14 protein-coding genes are annotated in these 18864 nt (G+C 62.1%); 8 read left to right on the plus strand and 6 right to left on the minus strand.

The window, feature by feature from the left end:
- Positions 1-79 precede the first annotated feature (79 nt).
- From AC1Q9F_RS08130 to nagE, 7 genes are all read left to right on the plus strand, one after another.
- The gene (locus AC1Q9F_RS08130; RefSeq protein ID WP_207985126.1) at positions 80-631 is read left to right on the plus strand and encodes an NUDIX hydrolase; all 552 of its coding nucleotides are present in this window, start codon (positions 80-82) and stop codon (positions 629-631) included.
- 102 nt (positions 632-733) lie between these two features.
- Positions 734-1249: a L,D-transpeptidase family protein gene (locus tag AC1Q9F_RS08135; RefSeq protein WP_007954614.1), complete on the plus strand. Its 516-nt coding sequence runs from the start codon at positions 734-736 to the stop codon at positions 1247-1249.
- Between the two features lie 331 nt (positions 1250-1580).
- Positions 1581-2312, plus strand: coding sequence for a GntR family transcriptional regulator (locus AC1Q9F_RS08140; protein ID WP_007954613.1), 732 nt, complete (start codon positions 1581-1583; stop codon positions 2310-2312).
- A 30-nt stretch (positions 2313-2342) separates the two neighbouring features.
- A complete protein-coding gene (gene nagA / locus AC1Q9F_RS08145) occupies positions 2343-3449 on the plus strand; it encodes an N-acetylglucosamine-6-phosphate deacetylase (RefSeq protein WP_492619595.1) in 1107 nt (368 codons plus the stop codon).
- Positions 3430-4452, plus strand: a complete 1023-nt coding sequence (locus tag AC1Q9F_RS08150) for an SIS domain-containing protein (protein WP_492619594.1) — start codon at positions 3430-3432, stop codon at positions 4450-4452. Before nagA ends, AC1Q9F_RS08150 begins: the two co-directional genes overlap by 20 nt.
- Positions 4453-4487: 35 nt before the next feature.
- A complete protein-coding gene (ptsP, locus tag AC1Q9F_RS08155; RefSeq protein WP_492619593.1) occupies positions 4488-7001 on the plus strand; it encodes a phosphoenolpyruvate--protein phosphotransferase in 2514 nt (837 codons plus the stop codon).
- Positions 7002-7024: 23 nt separating this feature from the next.
- The gene (gene nagE, locus AC1Q9F_RS08160; protein ID WP_492619592.1) at positions 7025-8740 is read left to right on the plus strand and encodes an N-acetylglucosamine-specific PTS transporter subunit IIBC; all 1716 of its coding nucleotides are present in this window, start codon (positions 7025-7027) and stop codon (positions 8738-8740) included.
- A 723-nt stretch (positions 8741-9463) separates the two neighbouring features.
- Here the strand turns inward: nagE and AC1Q9F_RS08165 are convergent.
- Positions 9464-9775: an NGG1p interacting factor NIF3 gene (locus AC1Q9F_RS08165; protein WP_492619591.1), complete on the minus strand. Its 312-nt coding sequence runs from the start codon at positions 9773-9775 to the stop codon at positions 9464-9466.
- 5 nt (positions 9776-9780) lie between these two features.
- A complete protein-coding gene (gene purL / locus AC1Q9F_RS08170; protein ID WP_492619590.1) occupies positions 9781-13677 on the minus strand; it encodes a phosphoribosylformylglycinamidine synthase in 3897 nt (1298 codons plus the stop codon).
- 285 nt (positions 13678-13962) lie between these two features.
- Between purL and mltF the strand changes: the two genes are divergently transcribed.
- Complete coding sequence (gene mltF / locus AC1Q9F_RS08175) at positions 13963-15423, plus strand: membrane-bound lytic murein transglycosylase MltF (RefSeq protein ID WP_011332593.1); 1461 nt, start codon at positions 13963-13965, stop codon at positions 15421-15423.
- 53 nt (positions 15424-15476) lie between these two features.
- Here mltF and pdxJ read toward each other — a convergent pair whose 3' ends face one another.
- The 4 genes from pdxJ to rnc form a co-directional block, all read right to left on the minus strand.
- Positions 15477-16220, minus strand: coding sequence for a pyridoxine 5'-phosphate synthase (gene pdxJ / locus AC1Q9F_RS08180; protein WP_492619589.1), 744 nt, complete (start codon positions 16218-16220; stop codon positions 15477-15479).
- A gap of 46 nt (positions 16221-16266) precedes the next feature.
- Complete coding sequence (gene recO, locus AC1Q9F_RS08185) at positions 16267-16953, minus strand: DNA repair protein RecO (protein ID WP_492619588.1); 687 nt, start codon at positions 16951-16953, stop codon at positions 16267-16269.
- A gap of 155 nt (positions 16954-17108) precedes the next feature.
- The gene (gene era / locus AC1Q9F_RS08190) at positions 17109-18011 is read right to left on the minus strand and encodes a GTPase Era (protein WP_039769512.1); all 903 of its coding nucleotides are present in this window, start codon (positions 18009-18011) and stop codon (positions 17109-17111) included.
- Positions 18004-18693: a ribonuclease III gene (gene rnc, locus AC1Q9F_RS08195; protein WP_011332589.1), complete on the minus strand. Its 690-nt coding sequence runs from the start codon at positions 18691-18693 to the stop codon at positions 18004-18006. Before rnc ends, era begins: the two co-directional genes overlap by 8 nt.
- Positions 18694-18864 lie beyond the last annotated feature (171 nt).

The following is an 18864-nucleotide window of genomic DNA, read 5'->3' on the forward strand; positions in this document are numbered from 1 at the left end:
GGCGTCATGTCGCGAAACGACAACTTGCCGACTGACACCGCTGCACGCCAAGATAGGCGCAGCATTCAGGAACCCCAGCATGAAATTTTGCAGCCAGTGCGGCAACCCGGTGACCCAGCGCATTCCCGAAGGCGACTCGCGGCTGCGATTCGTCTGCGACAGCTGTCAGACGATTCACTACCAGAACCCCAATATCGTGGCCGGTTGCGTGCCGACCTGGGGCAGCAAAGTCCTGCTGTGTCGCCGCGCCATCGAGCCACGCCTCGGTTACTGGACGCTGCCCGCCGGGTTCATGGAGAACGGCGAGACCATCGAACAGGCCGCCATCCGCGAAACCGCCGAGGAAGCCTGCGCCCGGGTGCGCAACCTGAGCATCTACACCCTGATCGACGTGCCACATATCAGTCAGGTGCATGTGTTTTTCCGCGCCGAGCTGGCGGATCTGGACTTCGCCGCCGGCCCCGAAAGCCTGGAAGTACAACTGTTCGACGAGGAAGACATTCCCTGGGACGAACTGGCTTTCCGCACGGTGGGCCGTACTCTGGAATGCTTCTTCGCTGACCGGCGCGTCGAGGTCTATCCGGTTCGATCCGAATCGATCCCGCCGCTCGCTCAACCGGCCATCACTTGATTTCGACGGCGGCCGGCCGATAACCGGCTAACGCAGCCCGCGACAGCGCCTGCACACTATCTATAAATAAAGTATCTGCTTCATTTCTGGGGAATCGTTTCAATGCGCTGGTTGCTTGCCCTGTTCTGCCTGTCGTTCGTCACCGTCTCCCAAGCGTCATTCGTGACCACCGTGACGCCTTCGAACACCCCGCTCATCGAAAAAGTACTGGTGCTCAAATCGGCCCATCAACTGCAGTTGATCGCCGACGGCAAGCCACTCAAGAGCTATCGCATCTCCTTGGGCAAAGGCGCGAAAAAAGGCCCGAAGCTGATTGAGGGCGACAAGCGCACACCGGAAGGTTTCTATTGGATCGACTGGCGCAAGACCAGCGACAAATTCAACCTGTCGATGCACATCTCCTACCCGAACATCAGCGACTCCGCCCGCGCCCGCCGCGAAGGCGTCGAGCCTGGCGGCATGATCATGATCCACGGCACGCCGGACTCCGAGGACAACCCGGAACAACTGTTCCACACTCTGGACTGGACCGATGGCTGCATCGCCATGCGCAACGTCGACATGCGCGAAGTCTGGAACCTGGTGCCGGACGGCACGATGATCGAAATCCGCCCCTGATTCTGTCACCCAGGGATCACGCTCCCGAGGGGCCGAAAAGCGGCCCTTTCCCCCGACCATTGGTCGCCCGCAAAAAATAAATCAAAAAGATCGCAGCCTGCGGCAACGTCTGAACGGTGATACCACTTTCACCCGCCAGAACTGCCGCAGACTGCGATCTTTTGCTTTCCAGCGCTCAGCGCTAATACCACTTGAAACCACAGCTCCTGAAACACCCGATTCCAAAGGACTACAGGCCTTCCCACTGCGTTGACATGGTATGCAAGTGGTATTAGTTTTCGCCGAAATAGCGAGCGACAACAAACCAATATCAGCTCCGGAAGTGCCTTGAATGAACGATCTCCACGCCCTGCGTCCTGACGACTCCCAGCCGACGCCGCTGTACCTGCAACTGGCGCGCAATCTGGAAGCGGCGATCCATGCCGGCCAGTGGAAAGCCGAACAGGCGATGCCGTCGGAGCGCAATCTCAGCGAAATGCTGGGGATTTCCCGGGTCACCGCCCGCAAGGCGCTGGAAGTTCTGCTCGATCAAGGTTTGATCCGCCGCCTGCAAGGTTCCGGCACCTTCATCACCCCGCGCCTTGAACAACCGCTGTCGCGCCTGTCGGGTTTCAGCGAGATGCTGCGCCTCAAGGGCTTCGTGCCCAGTTCGCAATGGCTCGAGCGGGAAATCACCCTGCCGACCCACGAAGAACTGATCCGCCTCGGCCTGTCACCGAACGACAAGGTCGCGCGCATGAAACGCCTGCGCAAAGCCGACGACACCGTGATGGCCATCGAGATGAGCACCCTGCCCGCCTCGATCATGCCCAAGCCACAGGTGGTGGGCGATTCCCTCTACGAACACCTCGACAGCATTGGCAAACCGATCGTGCGCGCCTTGCAGCACATCCAGGCGATCAACGCCTCGGACGAGTTCGCCGCACTCGTCGGCATCGCCCCCGGCACCGCGATGCTGCTGATGACCCGGGTCGGCTACCTGGAAGACAACACGCCGATCGAAGTCACCGACACCTATTGCCGCAACGACTACTACGACTTTGTTGCAGAGCTTCGCCGCTGATCAGCAGCCAGGCCAAACGAGAGAAGCGAAATGTCTGAAGACAATATCCTCACCGCTGCCGGCTGGATTCGCGGCCGGCTGATCCACGAACACGGCAGAGTCGTGTCGATCGAAGGCGCGCCTTGCGATCCGGCGACCAATGACCTGCCGTATCTGCTGCCAGGTTTCATCGACCTGCACGTCCACGGCGGTGGCGGCAAGGACATCATGGAAGGCGCCAGCGCTTTCGAGACCATCACCCGAACCCACGTGCGCTTCGGCACCACCTCGCTGCTGGCCACCACCATGACCGCGCCGAGTGCCGAGATTGCCAGCGTGCTCAAGGAGGTCGGCGAGTTCTGCGAGCAGCGTCCGAAAGGCGCCGCCCGGGTCCTCGGCGTTCACCTCGAAGGCCCGTACATCAATCCCGGCAAACTGGGCGCCCAACCGAACTTCGCCCACACCGCGTTGATGGCCGAAGTCGAAGACTATCTGGCACTGGCGCCGATTCGGGTGATCACCATCGCCCCGGAAATCGCCGGCCATGACGGCTTGATTCGTGAGTTGAGCAGCCGTGGCATCCGCATGCAGATCGGCCACACCCTCGGCAGTTACGAGGAAGGCGTCGCCGCCCTTGAGGCCGGCGCCACCAGCTTCACGCACTTGTACAACGCCATGAGCCCGCTGCATCACCGCGAGCCGGGCATCGTCGGCGCGGCGCTGGCCCACGCCAAATTCGCCGAGCTGATTCCGGACTTGCTACACGTGCACCCCGGCGCGATCCGCGTGGCCCTGCGCTCGATTCCGTGCCTGTATTGTGTGACCGACTCGACCGCCGCCGCCGGCATGCCCGATGGCGAGTACAAGCTTGGCAGCCACACCGTCACCAAATGCCTGGGCGGCGTGCGCCTGCCGGACGGCACCCTGGCCGGCAGCACTCTGACCATGGATCAGGCCCTGCGCAACCTGGTGAAGATCGGTCTGCCGATCGCCGAAGCCTCGCAACGTCTTTCGCAATTCCCCGCCGACTACCTCGGCATCACCGAACGCGGGCGCCTTGCACCTGGCGCCTGGGCCGACTGCGTGCGGCTGGATCGCTCACTCACACTGACCGCCGTCATGGTCGAAGGAGAAGACATTGACTTCAAAAATGCTTGAGGAGGCGCTGTCCTCGTTCGAGGCTGTGCAAGCCCAACTGCAGCAGCTCGACCCGCAAATGATCGAGATCGCCGGGCGCCTGCGCCGTCAGCCGCCGCAAGTGGCGATGACCGTTGCCCGTGGCAGCTCCGACCATGCGGCGAGCTACTTCGCTTACCTGACCATGCAGCAACTTGGCGTACCGGTGGCATCGTTGCCGATGTCGGTGGTGACCATGCAACAGGCGCCGTTGAAGGTCAGCGGTCAGGTTGCGTTCGCATTTTCCCAATCGGGGCAGAGCCCGGATCTGGTCAACAGCCTGCGTCTGCTGCGCAAGCGTGGCGCCTTGAGCGTGTCGATGGTCAACGCCGCCGATTCGCCCCTGGAAGCTGCCTGTGAATTCAGCCTGCCGTTGCTGGCCGGCACCGAAAGCAGCGTCGCCGCGACCAAGAGTTTCATCGCCACCCTCAGCGCCAGTGCCCGTCTGATCGCCCACTGGAAAGAAGACAGCGAATTGCTGGAAGCGCACAACGCCCTGCCCGAGGGCCTGCGCGAAGCCGCGCAGCAGGACTGGAACCCGGCCATCGACGCCCTGCGCGATTGCGAGCGGTTGATGGTGATCGGCCGTGGCGCGGGTTTCGCCATTGCCCAGGAAGCCGCGCTGAAATTCAAGGAAACCTCGGCGATCCAGGCCGAAGCCTTCAGCAGCGCAGAAGTCCGCCACGGCCCGATGGCCCTGATCGACGAACACTACCCATTGCTGGTGTTCGCCCCGCGCGGTGCCGAACAGGCCGGCCTGCTGAGCCTGGCAGCCGAGATGCGTCAGCGCGGTGCCCGCGTGCTGCTGGCTGCGCCGGATGACGTCAGCGAACGCGACCTGACCCTGAGCCGTGCCGAGCACCCGGCCCTCGATCCGATCCTGGCGATCCAGAGTTTCTACGTGATGGCGGCCGGTCTGGCCGTGGCCCGTGGCATGGACCCGGATCAGCCGCGACACCTGAGCAAAGTCACCCGTACGCACTGAGTCCGAACCGAACGTTTTCCTGATGAGACCGAGCCATGCACAACAACAATAAAGAGCTGACTTTAAGCGCCCCGCTCAGCGGCCCGGTGCTCACGCTCGCCAAAGTCCCGGACGCGGTGTTCGCCAGCGGCGCGATGGGCGACGGCATTGCCATCGATCCGCTGAACGACACCCTGTATTCGCCCTGCGCCGGCGTGGTGATCCACGTCGCCCGCACCGGCCATGCACTGACCGTGCGCGCCGACAACGGCGCCGAGCTGTTGCTGCACCTCGGCCTGGACACGGTGGAGTTGCAGGGCGAAGGGTTCTCGATGCTGGTCAAGGAAGGCGCGCGGGTCAGCAATGGCCAGCCGCTGCTGCGCTATGACCTGGACAAGGTCGGCCGCCAGTGCAAAAGCCTGGTCAGCCTGCTGATCCTGACCAACAGCCAGGATTTCCAGGTGCGTCCGATCACGCTGAAAACGGTGAAGGTGGGTGAACCGCTGCTGCACATCGTCGCTCGTCACAGCGCAGCGGCGAGCACAGAAGAACTCGGCGGCCCGGAAGTTCACGGTCACGTGCAGGTCGCCCATCGCGGCGGTCTGCATGCACGCCCGGCGGCTTTGATCCGCCAGACGGCGCAAGGTTTCAAGAGCCAGTCGCAGCTGCATTTCGCCGGCAAGTCGGCGCCGTGCAACAGCCTCATCGGTTTGATGGGCCTGGCGATTGGCGAACAGGACGAAGTGCAGGTCAGCTGCCAGGGACCGGATGCACAGGCTGCGTTGCAAGCCTTGCTCACCGCACTGGCCACCGCACTACCCGAAGATCATCACGCCGCCGTACCGGTTGCCACCGCACCACGCAATCGCCCGGCCGAGGCTGGCGTGTTGCACGGAGTTTGCGCCGCACCGGGTCTGGTCGGCGGGCCGCTGTTTCGCTTGAACGCGATCAGCCTGCCAGCCGACAGCGGCAATCATCAGCCCGAGCACCAATTGCAGATCCTCGACACCGCGCTGAATCAGGTTCGCAGCGAAATCGACGGCACCCTCGCCCAAGCGAAAAAACACCGGAATGCCGACGAAGAAGCCATCTTCGCCGCGCATCTGGCCTTGCTGGAAGACCCGGCCCTGCTCGACGCCGCCCAGCAATCGATTGAAACCGGCACCGCGGCGACCCACGCCTGGAGCCAGTCCATCGACGCGCAATGCGAAGTGCTGCAAAACACCGGCAGCCCGCTGCTGGCCGAGCGCGCCAACGATCTGCGCGACCTCAAGCAACGGGTGCTGCGCGCCCTGCTCGGCGAAGCCTGGCATTACGACGTGCCGGCCGGCGCCATCGTCGCCGCCCACGAACTGACGCCGTCGGACCTGCTGCAACTGAGCGCACAAGGTGTCGCCGGTTTGTGCATGGCCGAAGGTGGCGCAACTTCCCACGTGGCAATTCTGGCCCGAGGCAAAGGCCTGCCCTGCATGGTCGCACTGGGCTCGGCGCTGCTCGATCAGACGCAAGGCCAATCGGTGGTCCTCGACGCCGACGGCGGGCGCCTCGAACTGACGCCGAATGCCGAGCGCCTGGCCGAAGTCCGCCAGACGCAAATCGACCGCCAACAACGTCGTGACGCCCAGCAGGCCCAGGCCCATCTGCCAGCCGAAACCCGCAACGGCGTGGCCATCGAAGTGGTCGCCAACGTCGCCTCCAGCCACGAAGCGGCGGATGCATTTGCCAACGGCGCCGACGGCGTCGGCCTGCTGCGCACCGAGTTTCTGTTCGTCGATCGCCATACTGCGCCGGACGTCGAAGAGCAGCGCATTGCCTATCAAGCCGTGATCGATGCCATGGGCGACAAGTCGGTGATCATCCGCACCATCGACGTCGGCGGCGACAAACAACTCGACTACCTGCCGCTGCCGGTCGAAGCCAACCCGGTGCTCGGCCTGCGCGGCATTCGCCTGGCCCAGGCCCGCCCGGAAATCCTCGATCAGCAACTGCGCGCCCTGCTGCAAGTCAGCCCGCTGCAGCGCTGCCGGATCCTGCTGCCGATGGTCACCGAAGTCGACGAGCTGCTGCACATTCGCCAACGGGTCGATGCGTTGTGCCTGGAACTGGGCATCAATCAACGTCCGGAAATCGGCGTGATGATCGAAGTACCGGCCGCCGCCCTGCAAGCCGAACAACTGGCCGAACACGCGGACTTCCTGTCCATCGGCACCAACGACCTGTCGCAATACACCCTGGCCATGGACCGCGACCACGCCGGCCTCGCCGCGCGGGTCGATGCCTTGCACCCGGCGCTGCTGCGACTGATCGCCATGACCTGCGAAGGCGCGGCGGTGCACAAACGCTGGGTCGGCGTGTGCGGCGCCCTGGCTTCCGATCCGCTGGCGACGCCAGTGTTGATCGGCCTGGGCGTGACCGAACTGTCGGTGAGCCCGGTACAGATCGGCGAAATCAAGGACCGCGTGCGCCAGCTGCACGAAGCCGAATGCCAACGCCTCGCCCGGGACTTGCTCAAGCTGAGCAGCGCCGCCGCGGTGCGTCATGCCTGTCATCAACATTGGCCTCTGCGCTAACAAAAACAACAAGGACAAACGCCATGTACCAACTCTTCATCGAAGGCCTGCAACGCCTCGGCCGCGCGCTGATGCTGCCGATCGCGATCCTGCCGATCGCCGGCCTGCTGCTGCGCCTGGGCGACACCGACCTGCTGAACATCGCGATCATCCACGACGCCGGCCAGGTGATCTTCGCCAATCTGGCAATGATCTTCGCCATCGGCATCGCGGTCGGCTTCGCCCGTGACAACAACGGCACCGCCGGCCTCGCCGGGGTGATCGGTTACCTGGTGATGATCTCCACCCTCAAGGTGCTCGACGCCAGCATCAACATGGGCATGCTCGCCGGGATCGTCAGCGGCCTGATGGCCGGCGCGCTGTACAACCGCTTCAAGGACATCAAGCTGCCGGAGTACCTGGCATTCTTCGGCGGCCGGCGCTTCGTGCCCATCGTCACCGGTTTCAGCGCGGTCGGCCTGGGCGTGCTGTTCGGCTACATCTGGCCGCCGATCCAGCACGGCATCAACAGCTTCGGCACCCTGCTGATGGAAAGCGGCAGCTTCGGCGCCTTCGTCTTCGGCGTGTTCAACCGCCTGCTGATCGTCACCGGCCTGCACCACATCCTCAACAACATGGCGTGGTTCGTGTTCGGCAACTTCACCGACCCGACCACCGGCGCGCTGGTCACCGGTGACCTGTCCCGCTACTTCGCCGGCGACCCGAAAGGCGGCCAGTTCATGACCGGCATGTTCCCGGTGATGATCTTCGGCCTCCCCGCCGCCTGCCTGGCGATGTACCGCAACGCCCTGCCGGAGCGGCGCAAAGTCATGGGCGGGATATTCCTGTCGATGGCCCTGACCGCCTTCCTCACCGGTGTCACCGAACCCATCGAATTCGCCTTCATGTTCCTCGCACCGCTGCTGTTTCTGCTGCACGCGCTGCTGACCGGCCTGTCGATGGCAATCACCAACGCACTGAACATCCACCTGGGCTTCACCTTCTCCGGCGGCTTCATCGACATGGTGCTGGGCTGGGGACGCTCCACCAACGGCTGGCTGGTGGTGCCGGTTGGCCTGGCATATGCGGTCATCTACTACGCGGTGTTTGATTTCTGCATCCGCCGCTTCAACCTGAAAACCCCGGGCCGCGAAGACGCCGCCACCGCCGACAAAGCGGTTCTGACCGAAAACGAACGTGCCGGCGCTTACATCAAGGCACTCGGCGGCGCGGAAAATCTGGTCACTGTCGGCGCGTGCACCACACGGCTGCGACTGGAAATGGTCGATCGCAACAAAGCCTCCGATGCTGACCTGAAAGCACTGGGCGCAATGGCCGTGGTACGTCCGGGCAAGGGCGGGAGCTTGCAGGTGGTTGTCGGGCCGATGGCCGACAGCATTGCCGACGAAATCCGCCTGGCGATGCCCGCATTGGGCCGAGCCGTAGTGGCTGCTCCTGTCGCCGTCGTCGAAACCAGTGAGCCCATCGCAGTCGCCACTCCGCTGGCACAGCAATGGCTGACTGCAGTGGGCGGCAGCGACAATGTGCTGCAACTGGACTGCATCGCGATGAGCCGGATCCGCCTGCAACTGGCCGATGGCAAAGCGCTGTCGGAAAGCCGGTTGAAAGAGCTCGGATGTTTGGGTGTGAGCGCGCTGGAAGATGGCGTGTGGCACTTGCTGGTGGGGGATCGGGCGCAGAGTCTGAGTGAGGCGTTGGAGGGGTTGGTTAATCGGAGTGAGGTGAGTGCAAAAGTCTGATGGTTGCCATCAAGTTTTGACTTGAAGTGGTTACAACCAGGAAACCCGGCCTAGGCCGGGTTTCCTGTTCCATTTCAAGCAACCACCGAAGGACCGGAGCTTCCGAGGGGCAAGCTGAAACCAAATGGGAAGATTCAGTAAATCCCACACATCTTTAAACATTCGAAAATGGAACGCGGAGCGTCCCGGGCGGCATTCCCACGCGGAGCGTGGGAACGATCAAGCAGTACGCAGTTGCCTTCTGCTTCTCGCTTTCTGCTTTCTGCTTTCTGCTTTCTGCTTTCTGCTTCTCGCTTCTCGCTTCTCGCTTCTCGCTTCCCACCACTCAACACAATGAGCGTTAGCTCGAGTACCGCTTTTGACGTGCCGGCCCCATCGGCAGGCTGAGTGGAGGGATTTATCCGGGGGTGGGAGCGCAGCGACCGTTCGACGAAGTCGAACACATCGAGAGGAGGTGCAGCGAAGCAAACCGTAGGCGATGCCCCCCGGATGAATCCCGGAACGAAGGAACACCGAGCCACAGCGAGGTGCCGAACGCCGGGGCCCAGCGTTTTTGGTTACTTTTTTGGCGTTTGAAAAAAGTGACTCGCCGTAAGGGCGAAACCATAAGAAGCCGTTACCGCAGCAACGGATATTCACTCAATCCCAACCCCAAACCCCAGAAACCAAAAAACCCGCTGAAATCACTCTCAGCGGGTTTTCCATTTCAGCAGCCAAGGAAGATCAAAAATCCTCCAACCGCCAAACCTCATAAGCAGGCGTCTCGTAGGGATGGCTCAACTTAAGAGCCGCCACTACCGCGCGAATCAACTCATCGCAAACGACAAGCTCAACCTTCCACTCCTCGACCCGCTCAACCCGCCCCGCCTCACCCATGAACGGCTGACTCCCGTCCAAAGGCCGAAACTGACCAGATCCAAGCACCTGCCAAGCACAGTGGTCATAGTCACCAATCCGCCCACCACCGGCAGCGAATACAGCCTCCTTGACCACCTCGACATGACTGTCGGGAACAAAAAAAGCGAGCTTGTACACAGCGCTTAGTTCACCCACACACGAGCATTACGGAACATACGCATCCAAGGCGCGTCTTCGTTCCAGTCCTCCGAACGCCACGAGTTCTGCACGGCACGGAACACACGCTCCGGGTGCGGCATCATGATCGTCACACGGCCATCACGACTGGTGAGACCGGTGATCCCGCGCGGCGAACCGTTCGGGTTGGCCGGGTAGGCTTCGGTGACCTTGCCGTGGTTGTCGACGAAACGCATCGCCACGCAACCCGACAGATCGGCTTCCAGCAGTGCCTCTTCGCTTTCGAATTCGGCATGACCTTCACCGTGAGCAATGGCGATCGGCATGCGCGAACCGGCCATGCCCTGCAGGAAGATCGAGTTCGATTCCTGAACCTGAACCATCGCCACGCGCGCCTCGAACTGCTCGGAGCGGTTGCGTACGAAGTGCGGCCAGAACTCGCTGCCCGGGATCAGCTCGTGCAGGTTGGACATCATCTGGCAACCGTTGCACACGCCGAGGGTGAAGCTGTCGTTACGCTCGAAGAAGCCCTGGAACGCATCGCGGGCACGGCTGTTGAACAGCGCGGACTTGGCCCAGCCTTCACCGGCGCCGAGTACGTCGCCGTAGGAGAAACCACCGCAGGCCACCAGACCTTTGAACTCGTTCAGGTCGACACGGCCGGCCAGAATGTCGCTCATGTGCACGTCGATCGCGTTGAAACCGGCGCGGTCGAACGCCGCCGCCATTTCCACCTGACCGTTGACGCCCTGCTCACGCAGTACGGCAACCTGTGGGCGGATGCCTTTCTTGATGTAAGGCGCGGCGATGTCCTGGTTGACGTCGTAGCTCAGCTTGACGCTCAGGCCCGGGTTGTCTTCTTCCAGCAGTGCATCGAACTCTTGCTCGGCGCAGTCGGCGTTGTCGCGCAGACGCTGGATCTGGTAGCTGGTTTCGGCCCACTGACGTTGCAGCAGACGACGCTGGCCTTCGAACACGGTGTCACCGTTGAAGGTGATGTTGATCTGGCCGTTGTTGATCGGCTGACCGATCACCGAAACGCAGTCGCCCAGACCGGCAGCGCTGAATTGGGCGAGGATGTCCGGGGTCGCGTCCTGACGAACCTGGATCACGGCACCCAGTTCTTCGTTGAACAGGATGGCGGCGATTTCCGCCGAGGACTCAGCAACGCTGTCCAGGTTCAGGCTCAGACCGCAGTGGCCGGCGAAGGCCATTTCCACCACGGAGGTCAGCAGACCACCGTCGGAACGGTCGTGGTAAGCCAGCAGGTGACCGTCGGCGTTGAGGCCCTGGATCACTGCGAAAAACGCTTTCAGGTCTTCGGCGTCGTCGACGTCCGGAGCCTGCTTGCCGAGCTTGCCGTGAACCTGCGCCAGGATCGAGGCGCCCATACGGTTCTGACCGCGACCGAGGTCGATCAGGATCAGGTCGGTGGTGCCCTTGTCCATGCGCAGTTCCGGGGTCAGGGTCTGACGGATGTCAGCCACTGGCGCGAAACCGGTCACGATCAGGGACATCGGCGAAGTGACAGTCTTGTCTTCGCCGTTGTCGTTCCAGCGGGTGGCCATGGACATCGAGTCCTTGCCGACCGGGATGGTGATGCCAAGCTCAGGGCACAGTTCCATGCCGACCGCTTTCACGGTGTCGTACAGACGCGCGTCTTCGCCCGGGTGGCCGGCAGCGGACATCCAGTTCGCCGACAGTTTGATGTCGGAGAGCTTGTTGATGCGCGAGGCGGCGATGTTGGTCAAGGTTTCGCCGATGGCCATGCGGCCCGACGCCGGAGCGTCCAGCAGCGCCAGCGGAGTACGCTCGCCCATCGCCATCGCTTCACCGGTGTAGACGTCGAAACTGGTGGCGGTGACCGCAACGTCGGCCACCGGAACCTGCCATGGGCCGACCATCTGGTCACGGGCCACGAGACCGGTGATGGTGCGGTCGCCGATGGTGATCAGGAAGCTTTTGCTCGCCACGGCCGGGTGGTGCAGGACGCGTTCGATGCTTTCGCCGATGTCGAGGTTCGACGGATCGAAGTCATCGCCCAGCTCGGCTTCGCGAACCACCGAACGGTGCATGCGCGGTGCCTTGCCCAGCAACACTTCCAGTGGCATGTCCACCGGGTTGTTGCCGAAGTGGCTGTCGGTCACGGTCAGTTGCGGCTCGGCGGTGGCTTCGCCGACAACGGCAAACGGGCAACGCTCACGTTCGCAGATCGCCTTGAAGCGCTCGAAGTCGGCCGGGCCGACCGCCAGAACGTAACGTTCCTGGGATTCGTTGGACCAGATTTCGTGCGGGGCCATGCCCGGCTCGTCGTTTGGAATGTTGCGCAGTTCGAAACGGCCACCGCGGTCGCCGTCGTTGACCAGTTCCGGGAAGGCGTTGGACAGACCACCCGCACCCACGTCGTGGATGAAGCTGATCGGGTTCTTGTCGCCCAGCTGCCAGCAACGGTCGATGACTTCCTGGCAGCGACGTTCCATTTCAGGGTTTTCACGCTGAACGGAAGCGAAGTCCAGATCCGCCGAGCTGGTGCCGGTGGCCATGGAGGAAGCAGCGCCGCCGCCCAGACCGATCAGCATCGCCGGGCCGCCGAGGACGATCAGCTTGGAGCCGACCAGAATCTCGCCTTTCTTGACGTGCTCTTCACGGATGTTGCCCATGCCGCCAGCCAGCATGATCGGCTTGTGGTAACCGCGAACTTCATCACCGTGCGGGGTGGTGATCGACTGTTCGAAGGTACGGAAGTAACCGGTCAGGGCCGGGCGGCCGAATTCGTTGTTGAACGCAGCGCCGCCCAGCGGGCCTTCGATCATGATGTCCAGCGCGTTGACGATGCGCTCAGGCTTGCCGTACGGCACTTCCCACGGCTGTTCGAAGCCCGGGATCTGCAGGTTCGACACGGTGAAACCGGTCAGGCCGGCTTTCGGCTTGGCGCCACGACCGGTTGCACCTTCGTCGCGGATCTCGCCACCGGAACCGGTGGACGCGCCCGGGAACGGAGCGATCGCGGTCGGGTGGTTGTGGGTTTCAACCTTCATCAGGATGTGCACCGGCTCCTGCACCGCGCCGTACTGGCGGGTTTCCGGATCCGGGAAGAAGCGGCCGGCGACGTTGCCGACGATCACCGAAGCGTTGTCCTTGTAAGCGGACAGCACGCCTTCGCTGTGCATCTGATAGGTGTTCTTGATCATGCCGAACAGGCTTTTTTCCTGGCTCTCGCCGTCAATATCCCAACTGGCGTTGAAGATCTTGTGGCGGCAGTGCTCGGAGTTGGCCTGGGCGAACATCATCAGTTCGATGTCGTGCGGGTTGCGCTTGAGACCGTTGAAGGCGTTGACCAGATAATCAATCTCGTCTTCGGCCAGGGCCAGGCCCAGCTCGACGTTGGCCTTTTCCAGCGCGGCGCGACCACCGCCGAGGATGTCGATGGCGGTCAGCGGCTTCGGTTCGGCGTGACTGAACAGACCGGCGGCCTGCTCGAGGTTGGCCAGAACGATCTGAGTCATGCGGTCATGCAGTACGTCTGCAATCTGCTGCGCTTCGGCTTCGCTGAACTGACCGGCCACGTAGAACGCGATGCCGCGCTCCAGGCGCTGGATCTTGCTCAGGCCGCAGTTGCGGGCGATGTCGCTGGCCTTGCTCGACCAGGGCGAGATGGTGCCGAAACGCGGCAACACCAGGAACAGACGACCGTTCGGCTCTTGAACCGGAACGCTTGGACCGTACTTCAGAAGGCGCGCAAGCACCTGCTGTTCGTCGCCGGTCAGGACGCCGGTGACTTCGGCGAAGTGAGCGAATTCAGCATACAAGCCACTGACAGCCGGAACCTTCTGGCTCAGTTGCTCAAGGAGTTTGCTGTGGCGAAAGGCAGAAAGGGCAGGAGCGCCGCGCAGGATCAACATCTTCGGGACAGCCTCGGGAAGGGGTGTGCTTTGAGGCCGTGCATTCTAGCCTAAACCGCCCTCAACATCACCCGAAACGCTACGCACGGTTGCACCCGGATGTCGAGTGGTGTTCCTGCCTTGAGGGTCAAATTTATGGGGTGTTGGAACGCGGGTTATTTTTTCTGTCACAAAATGCCTTTCGGGCCCATTCCTGCGGGGTTTCGAGCGGTTTTGTGATCCCTAGCAGACAACCCCGCAACTGTCGAGATATGGCGCCCGTTGTCCTTTGCGTATACTGCGCACATGTTTTCCCCAACGGCTTTGCGTCCGCGGTACGCCAAATGGCTGATCGCTACCGGACTCTTCCTGATGCTCAGTGGCTGTGTTGATAAACCCAACACACTCGAGCGCGTAAAGGAGGATGGCGTGCTGCGGGTGGTCACCCGAAACAGCCCCGCCACCTACTTTCAGGATCGCAGCGGTGAAACCGGCTTCGAATACGAGCTGGTGAAGCGCTTCGCCGACGATTTGGGGGTTGAGCTGAAGATTGAAACCGCCGACAACCTCGACGATCTGTTCAACCAGGTCGGCAAGCCGAACGGCCCGGTACTGGCGGCCGCCGGTCTGGTCAGCAGCGAACAGCGCAAGAAACAGGTGCGTTTCTCCCGCTCCTACCTCGAAGTCACCCCGCAGATCATTTATCGCAACGGTCAGTCACGCCCTACCGACGCCGGCGATCTGGTGGGCAAGAAGATCATGGTGCTCAAGGGCAGTACCCACGCCGAACAGCTGGCGGAGCTGAAACAGAAATATCCTGGCATCCAGTACGAAGAATCCGACGCCGTTGAAGTGGTCGACCTGCTGCGCATGGTCGATGAAGGTCAGATCGACCTGACCCTGGTCGATTCCAACGAAGTCGCGATGAACCAGGTGTACTTCACCAACATCCGCGTCGCCTTCGACCTCGGCGACGCACGCAGCCAGAGCTGGGCCGTGGCAGCCGGCGAAGACAACAGCCTGCTCAACGAGATCAACAGTTATCTGGACAAGGTGCAGAAGAACGGCACCCTGCAACGTCTGAAAGACCGTTATTACGGCCACGTCGACGTCCTCGGCTACATGGGCGCAACCACCTTCGCCCAGCACTTGCAGCAGCGGCTGCCCAAATACGAACAGCACTTCAAGGCCTACGCCAAGAAAGAGAAAGTCGACTGGCGCCTGCTGGCGGCGATCGGTTATCAGGAATCGCTGTGGCAACCGGCGGTCACGTCGAAGACCGGCGTGCGCGGGTTGATGATGCTGACCCAGAACACCGCCCAGGCCATGGGCGTGTCCAACCGCCTAGATCCGAAGCAGAGCATCATGGGTGGCGCCAAGTACCTGGCCTACATGAAGGATCAACTCGACGAGTCGATCCAGGAACCGGATCGCACATGGTTTGCTCTGGCGGCCTACAACGTCGGCAGCGGTCATCTGGATGACGCGCGCAAACTGGCAGCCAAGGAAGGGTTGAACCCGGACAAGTGGCTGGATGTGAAAAAGATCCTGCCGCGCCTGTCGCAGAAGCAGTGGTACAGCAAGACCCGCTACGGCTACGCCCGGGGCGGCGAACCGGTGCATTTCGTGGCGAACATCCGTCGCTACTACGACATCCTCACTTGGGTGACCCAGCCGCAGCTCGAAGGCGATCAGGTGGCCGAGGGCAACCTGCATGTGCCGGGGATCGACAAGTCGAAACCGGCTCAAGAGCCCGCCCCGCTTTAACCCATCCCCAAAACAAATGTGGGAGCAAACTTGCTCCCACAGGATGTTGAAACTTAGTGTTTGGCAGCCGCCAGAATCAACGCCTTCATCTCCGACACCGCCGACTTGAAGCCAACGAACAACGCGTGCGCCACCAGCGCATGGCCGATGTTCAGCTCGTTGATGCCCTTGATCGCGGCAACCGCCTCGACGTTGTGATAGTGCAGGCCATGGCCGGCATTGACGATCAGGCCCTGGGCCAGACCGAAGGCCACGCCGTCCGCCACACGCTTGAGCTCTTCAGCCACTTCGGTAGGGGTTTCGGCATCGGCGTAACGCCCGGTGTGCAGTTCGATGGCCGGTGCGCCGACGCGCTTCGACGCAGCGATCTGCCGCTCGTCGGCGTCGATGAACAGCGATACCTCGCTGCCGATCTTCGACAGACGCTGGACCGCAGCCCTGATTCGCTCTTCCTGCCCCGCCACATCCAGACCGCCTTCGGTGGTCAGCTCCTGACGGGTTTCCGGCACCAGGCAGATGTGCGCCGGACGAATGCGCTCGGCGAACGCCATCATTTCTTCGGTGACGCCCATTTCGAAGTTCATGCGGGTTTGCAGCACATCCTTGAGCAGCAGCACGTCGCGCTCCTGGATGTGCCGGCGGTCTTCGCGCAGGTGCACGGTAATGCCGTCGGCGCCCGCCTCTTCCGCGTCCAGCGCTGCCTTGACCGGATCCGGATAGCGCGTGCCACGGGCCTGACGCAGGGTGGCGACGTGGTCGATGTTCACGCCAAGAAGAATGCGATTGCTGGTGGTCACGGATGCGCTCCTGAATGGAAAGATTCGGCGCACAGCATACACGGGGCTACGGTTTGCGAAACAGTTCGCGACTCACGAGAGGACGACCGCCAAGATGGACTGCAAGTGCCTGACGCATCAGGCGCTTGGCGGCGGACAGAGCGCCCGGTGCCGTCCAGTCGGCTTCGGCCATGGCCAGCAATTCGGTGCCGTTGAACAGACCGGGTTGCAGCAGGTAGACCCGTTCGAGTCCGGCATCCACCTGCAAGCGATAGAGACCGTCCGCAGCGATAGGCTCGTCGTTGATGTCGGTGCTCAGGGAAAAACCGTAACCAAGATCATCCAGCAGCCGCCATTCGAAGGAGCGCAGCAACGGTTCCAGCGGCCGGCCTTCGGCCAATGCGAGCAAGGTCGCGGCGTAATGATCGAAAACCGCAGGATGCGGGTCTTCGGCGGGCAACAGGCGAATCAGCAGTTCATTGAGATACAGGCCACTGAACAGCGCCTCGCCGACCATCCACGTTACGTTGCCGACGCTTTCCATGCGCCCGACATTCTTCAACTCTCCCTTGCCGCGAAACTCGACTTCCAGCGGCACGAATGGCCGCGCCAGCGTCCCGGCCTTGCCCCGCGCACTGCGCAACACCGCCCGCAGCCGACCTTGCGGCGTGAGGAAGTCCACCAATGCGCTGGTTTCGCGGTAGGCGCGGGAGTGGAGGACATAGGCGGGTTGGGCGGGAGGCGCTTGAGACATGGACTTCTCGTTGAGGGAAACGCGGTTTACTCATTACCCAAAACCAATGTGGGAGCGAGCTTGCTCGCGAAAGCGGTGCAACAGTCAACATCAATGCCGAATGTTACATCGTCTTCGCGAGCAAGCTCGCTCCCACAATGGATCGATGTATTACTTTACAGGTCGCCGTAACCCAGCGAACGCAGAGCGCGCTCGTCGTCGGACCAGCCGCCCTTCACCTTGACCCACAGGTTGAGCATGATCTTGGAGTCGAACAGCAGCTCCATGTCCTTGCGCGCCTCGGTGCCAATGCGCTTGATGCGCTCGCCCTTGTCGCCAATGATGATTTTCTTCTGGCCGTCACGTTCGACGAGGATCAGCGCATGGATGTGCAGCGTCGCACCCTGCTGCTTGAACTCTTCGATTTCCACGGTGATCTGGTACGGCAGCTCGGCGCCGAGCTGGCGCATGATCTTCTCGCGCACCAGTTCGGCGGCGAGGAAACGGCTGCTGCGGTCGGTGATCTGGTCTTCCGGAAAGAAGTGATCGTTCTCCGGCAGATGGTCGGCGATGACCTTTTCCAGCGCGTCGAGGTTGTGCCCGTGTTGCGCCGAGATCGGAATGATCTGCGCATTCGGCAGCTGTTCCTGTAACCAGGACAGGTGCGGCATCAGCTCGGCCTTGTCTTCGATGCGGTCGGTCTTGTTCAGCGCAACGATCAGCGGGCCGGTCACGTACTGCACGCGCTCAAGAACCATCTGGTCCTCTTCGGTCCACTTGGTGCGGTCGACCACGAAGATCACCACGTCGACGTCTTTCAACGCAGCCGAAGCGGTCTTGTTCATGTAGCGGTTCAGGGCCTTTTCGCCACCCTTGTGCATGCCAGGGGTGTCGACGTAGATCGCCTGCACGTCGCCCTCGGTCTTGATCCCGAGCATGTTGTGGCGAGTGGTCTGCGGCTTGCGCGAGGTGATCGCCAGCTTCTGGCCGAGGATGTGGTTCAGCAGCGTGGACTTGCCCACGTTGGGACGGCCGACGATGGCAACATAGCCACAGCGCGTTGCGTTTGTATCAGTCATTGCCATTCTCCACACCCAGGGCAATCAGTGCTGCGGCGGCCGCTACCTGTTCGGCAATACGACGGCTCACACCCTGACCCCGGCTTTTTTCATTCAATAGGACAACTTCGCACTCGACGAAGAAGGTACGGCAGTGCGGCTCGCCCTGGATATCCACCACTTCATAGCGCGGCAGTTCGCAGCCGCGCGACTGCAGGAATTCCTGCAGGCGGGTCTTCGGATCCTTGTTGGTATCGACCAGCGTCAGGCCTTCGAATTCGCCGGCCAGCCAGGCCAATACGCGCTCGCGGGCGACTTCCATGCCGGCGTCGAGGTAGATCGCACCGATCAGTGCTTCAAGGGCGTCGGCCAGAATCGACTCGCGACGGAAACCGCCACTCTTCAACTCGCCGGAACCCAGACGCAGGTAATCGCCCAGATCGAAACCGCGGGCCAGCACCGCCAGCGTCTCACCTTTTACCAGCCGTGCGCGCAAACGCGACAACTGGCCTTCGCGCGCCAGCGGGAAACGGTCGAACAGGGCTTCGCCGGCAACAAAGTTGAGGATCGCATCGCCGAGGAATTCCAGACGCTCGTTGTTGCGTCCGGCAAAGCTGCGGTGCGTAAGGGCCAGGACCATCAGTTCCTGGTCCTTGAAGGTATAACCGAGCTGACGCTCGAGACGGCTTAGAGAAACGCTCACGGTTTACCCACGCTGAGTTCGTGGCTGGATTCCACTGCCATCGCCGGGATACGGCGCAGGCCTGGGACAATTAACGCTGTGTTCAAAAATGACGTCCTGAATATCGTGGCTTCATGCCCCGGAGCCGGTTGTGCCGACGCCAGAAATGCATTCGGCGCTGTGGTCAACAGC

The organism is Pseudomonas sp. GW823-FHT04A03, from assembly GCF_058796615.1.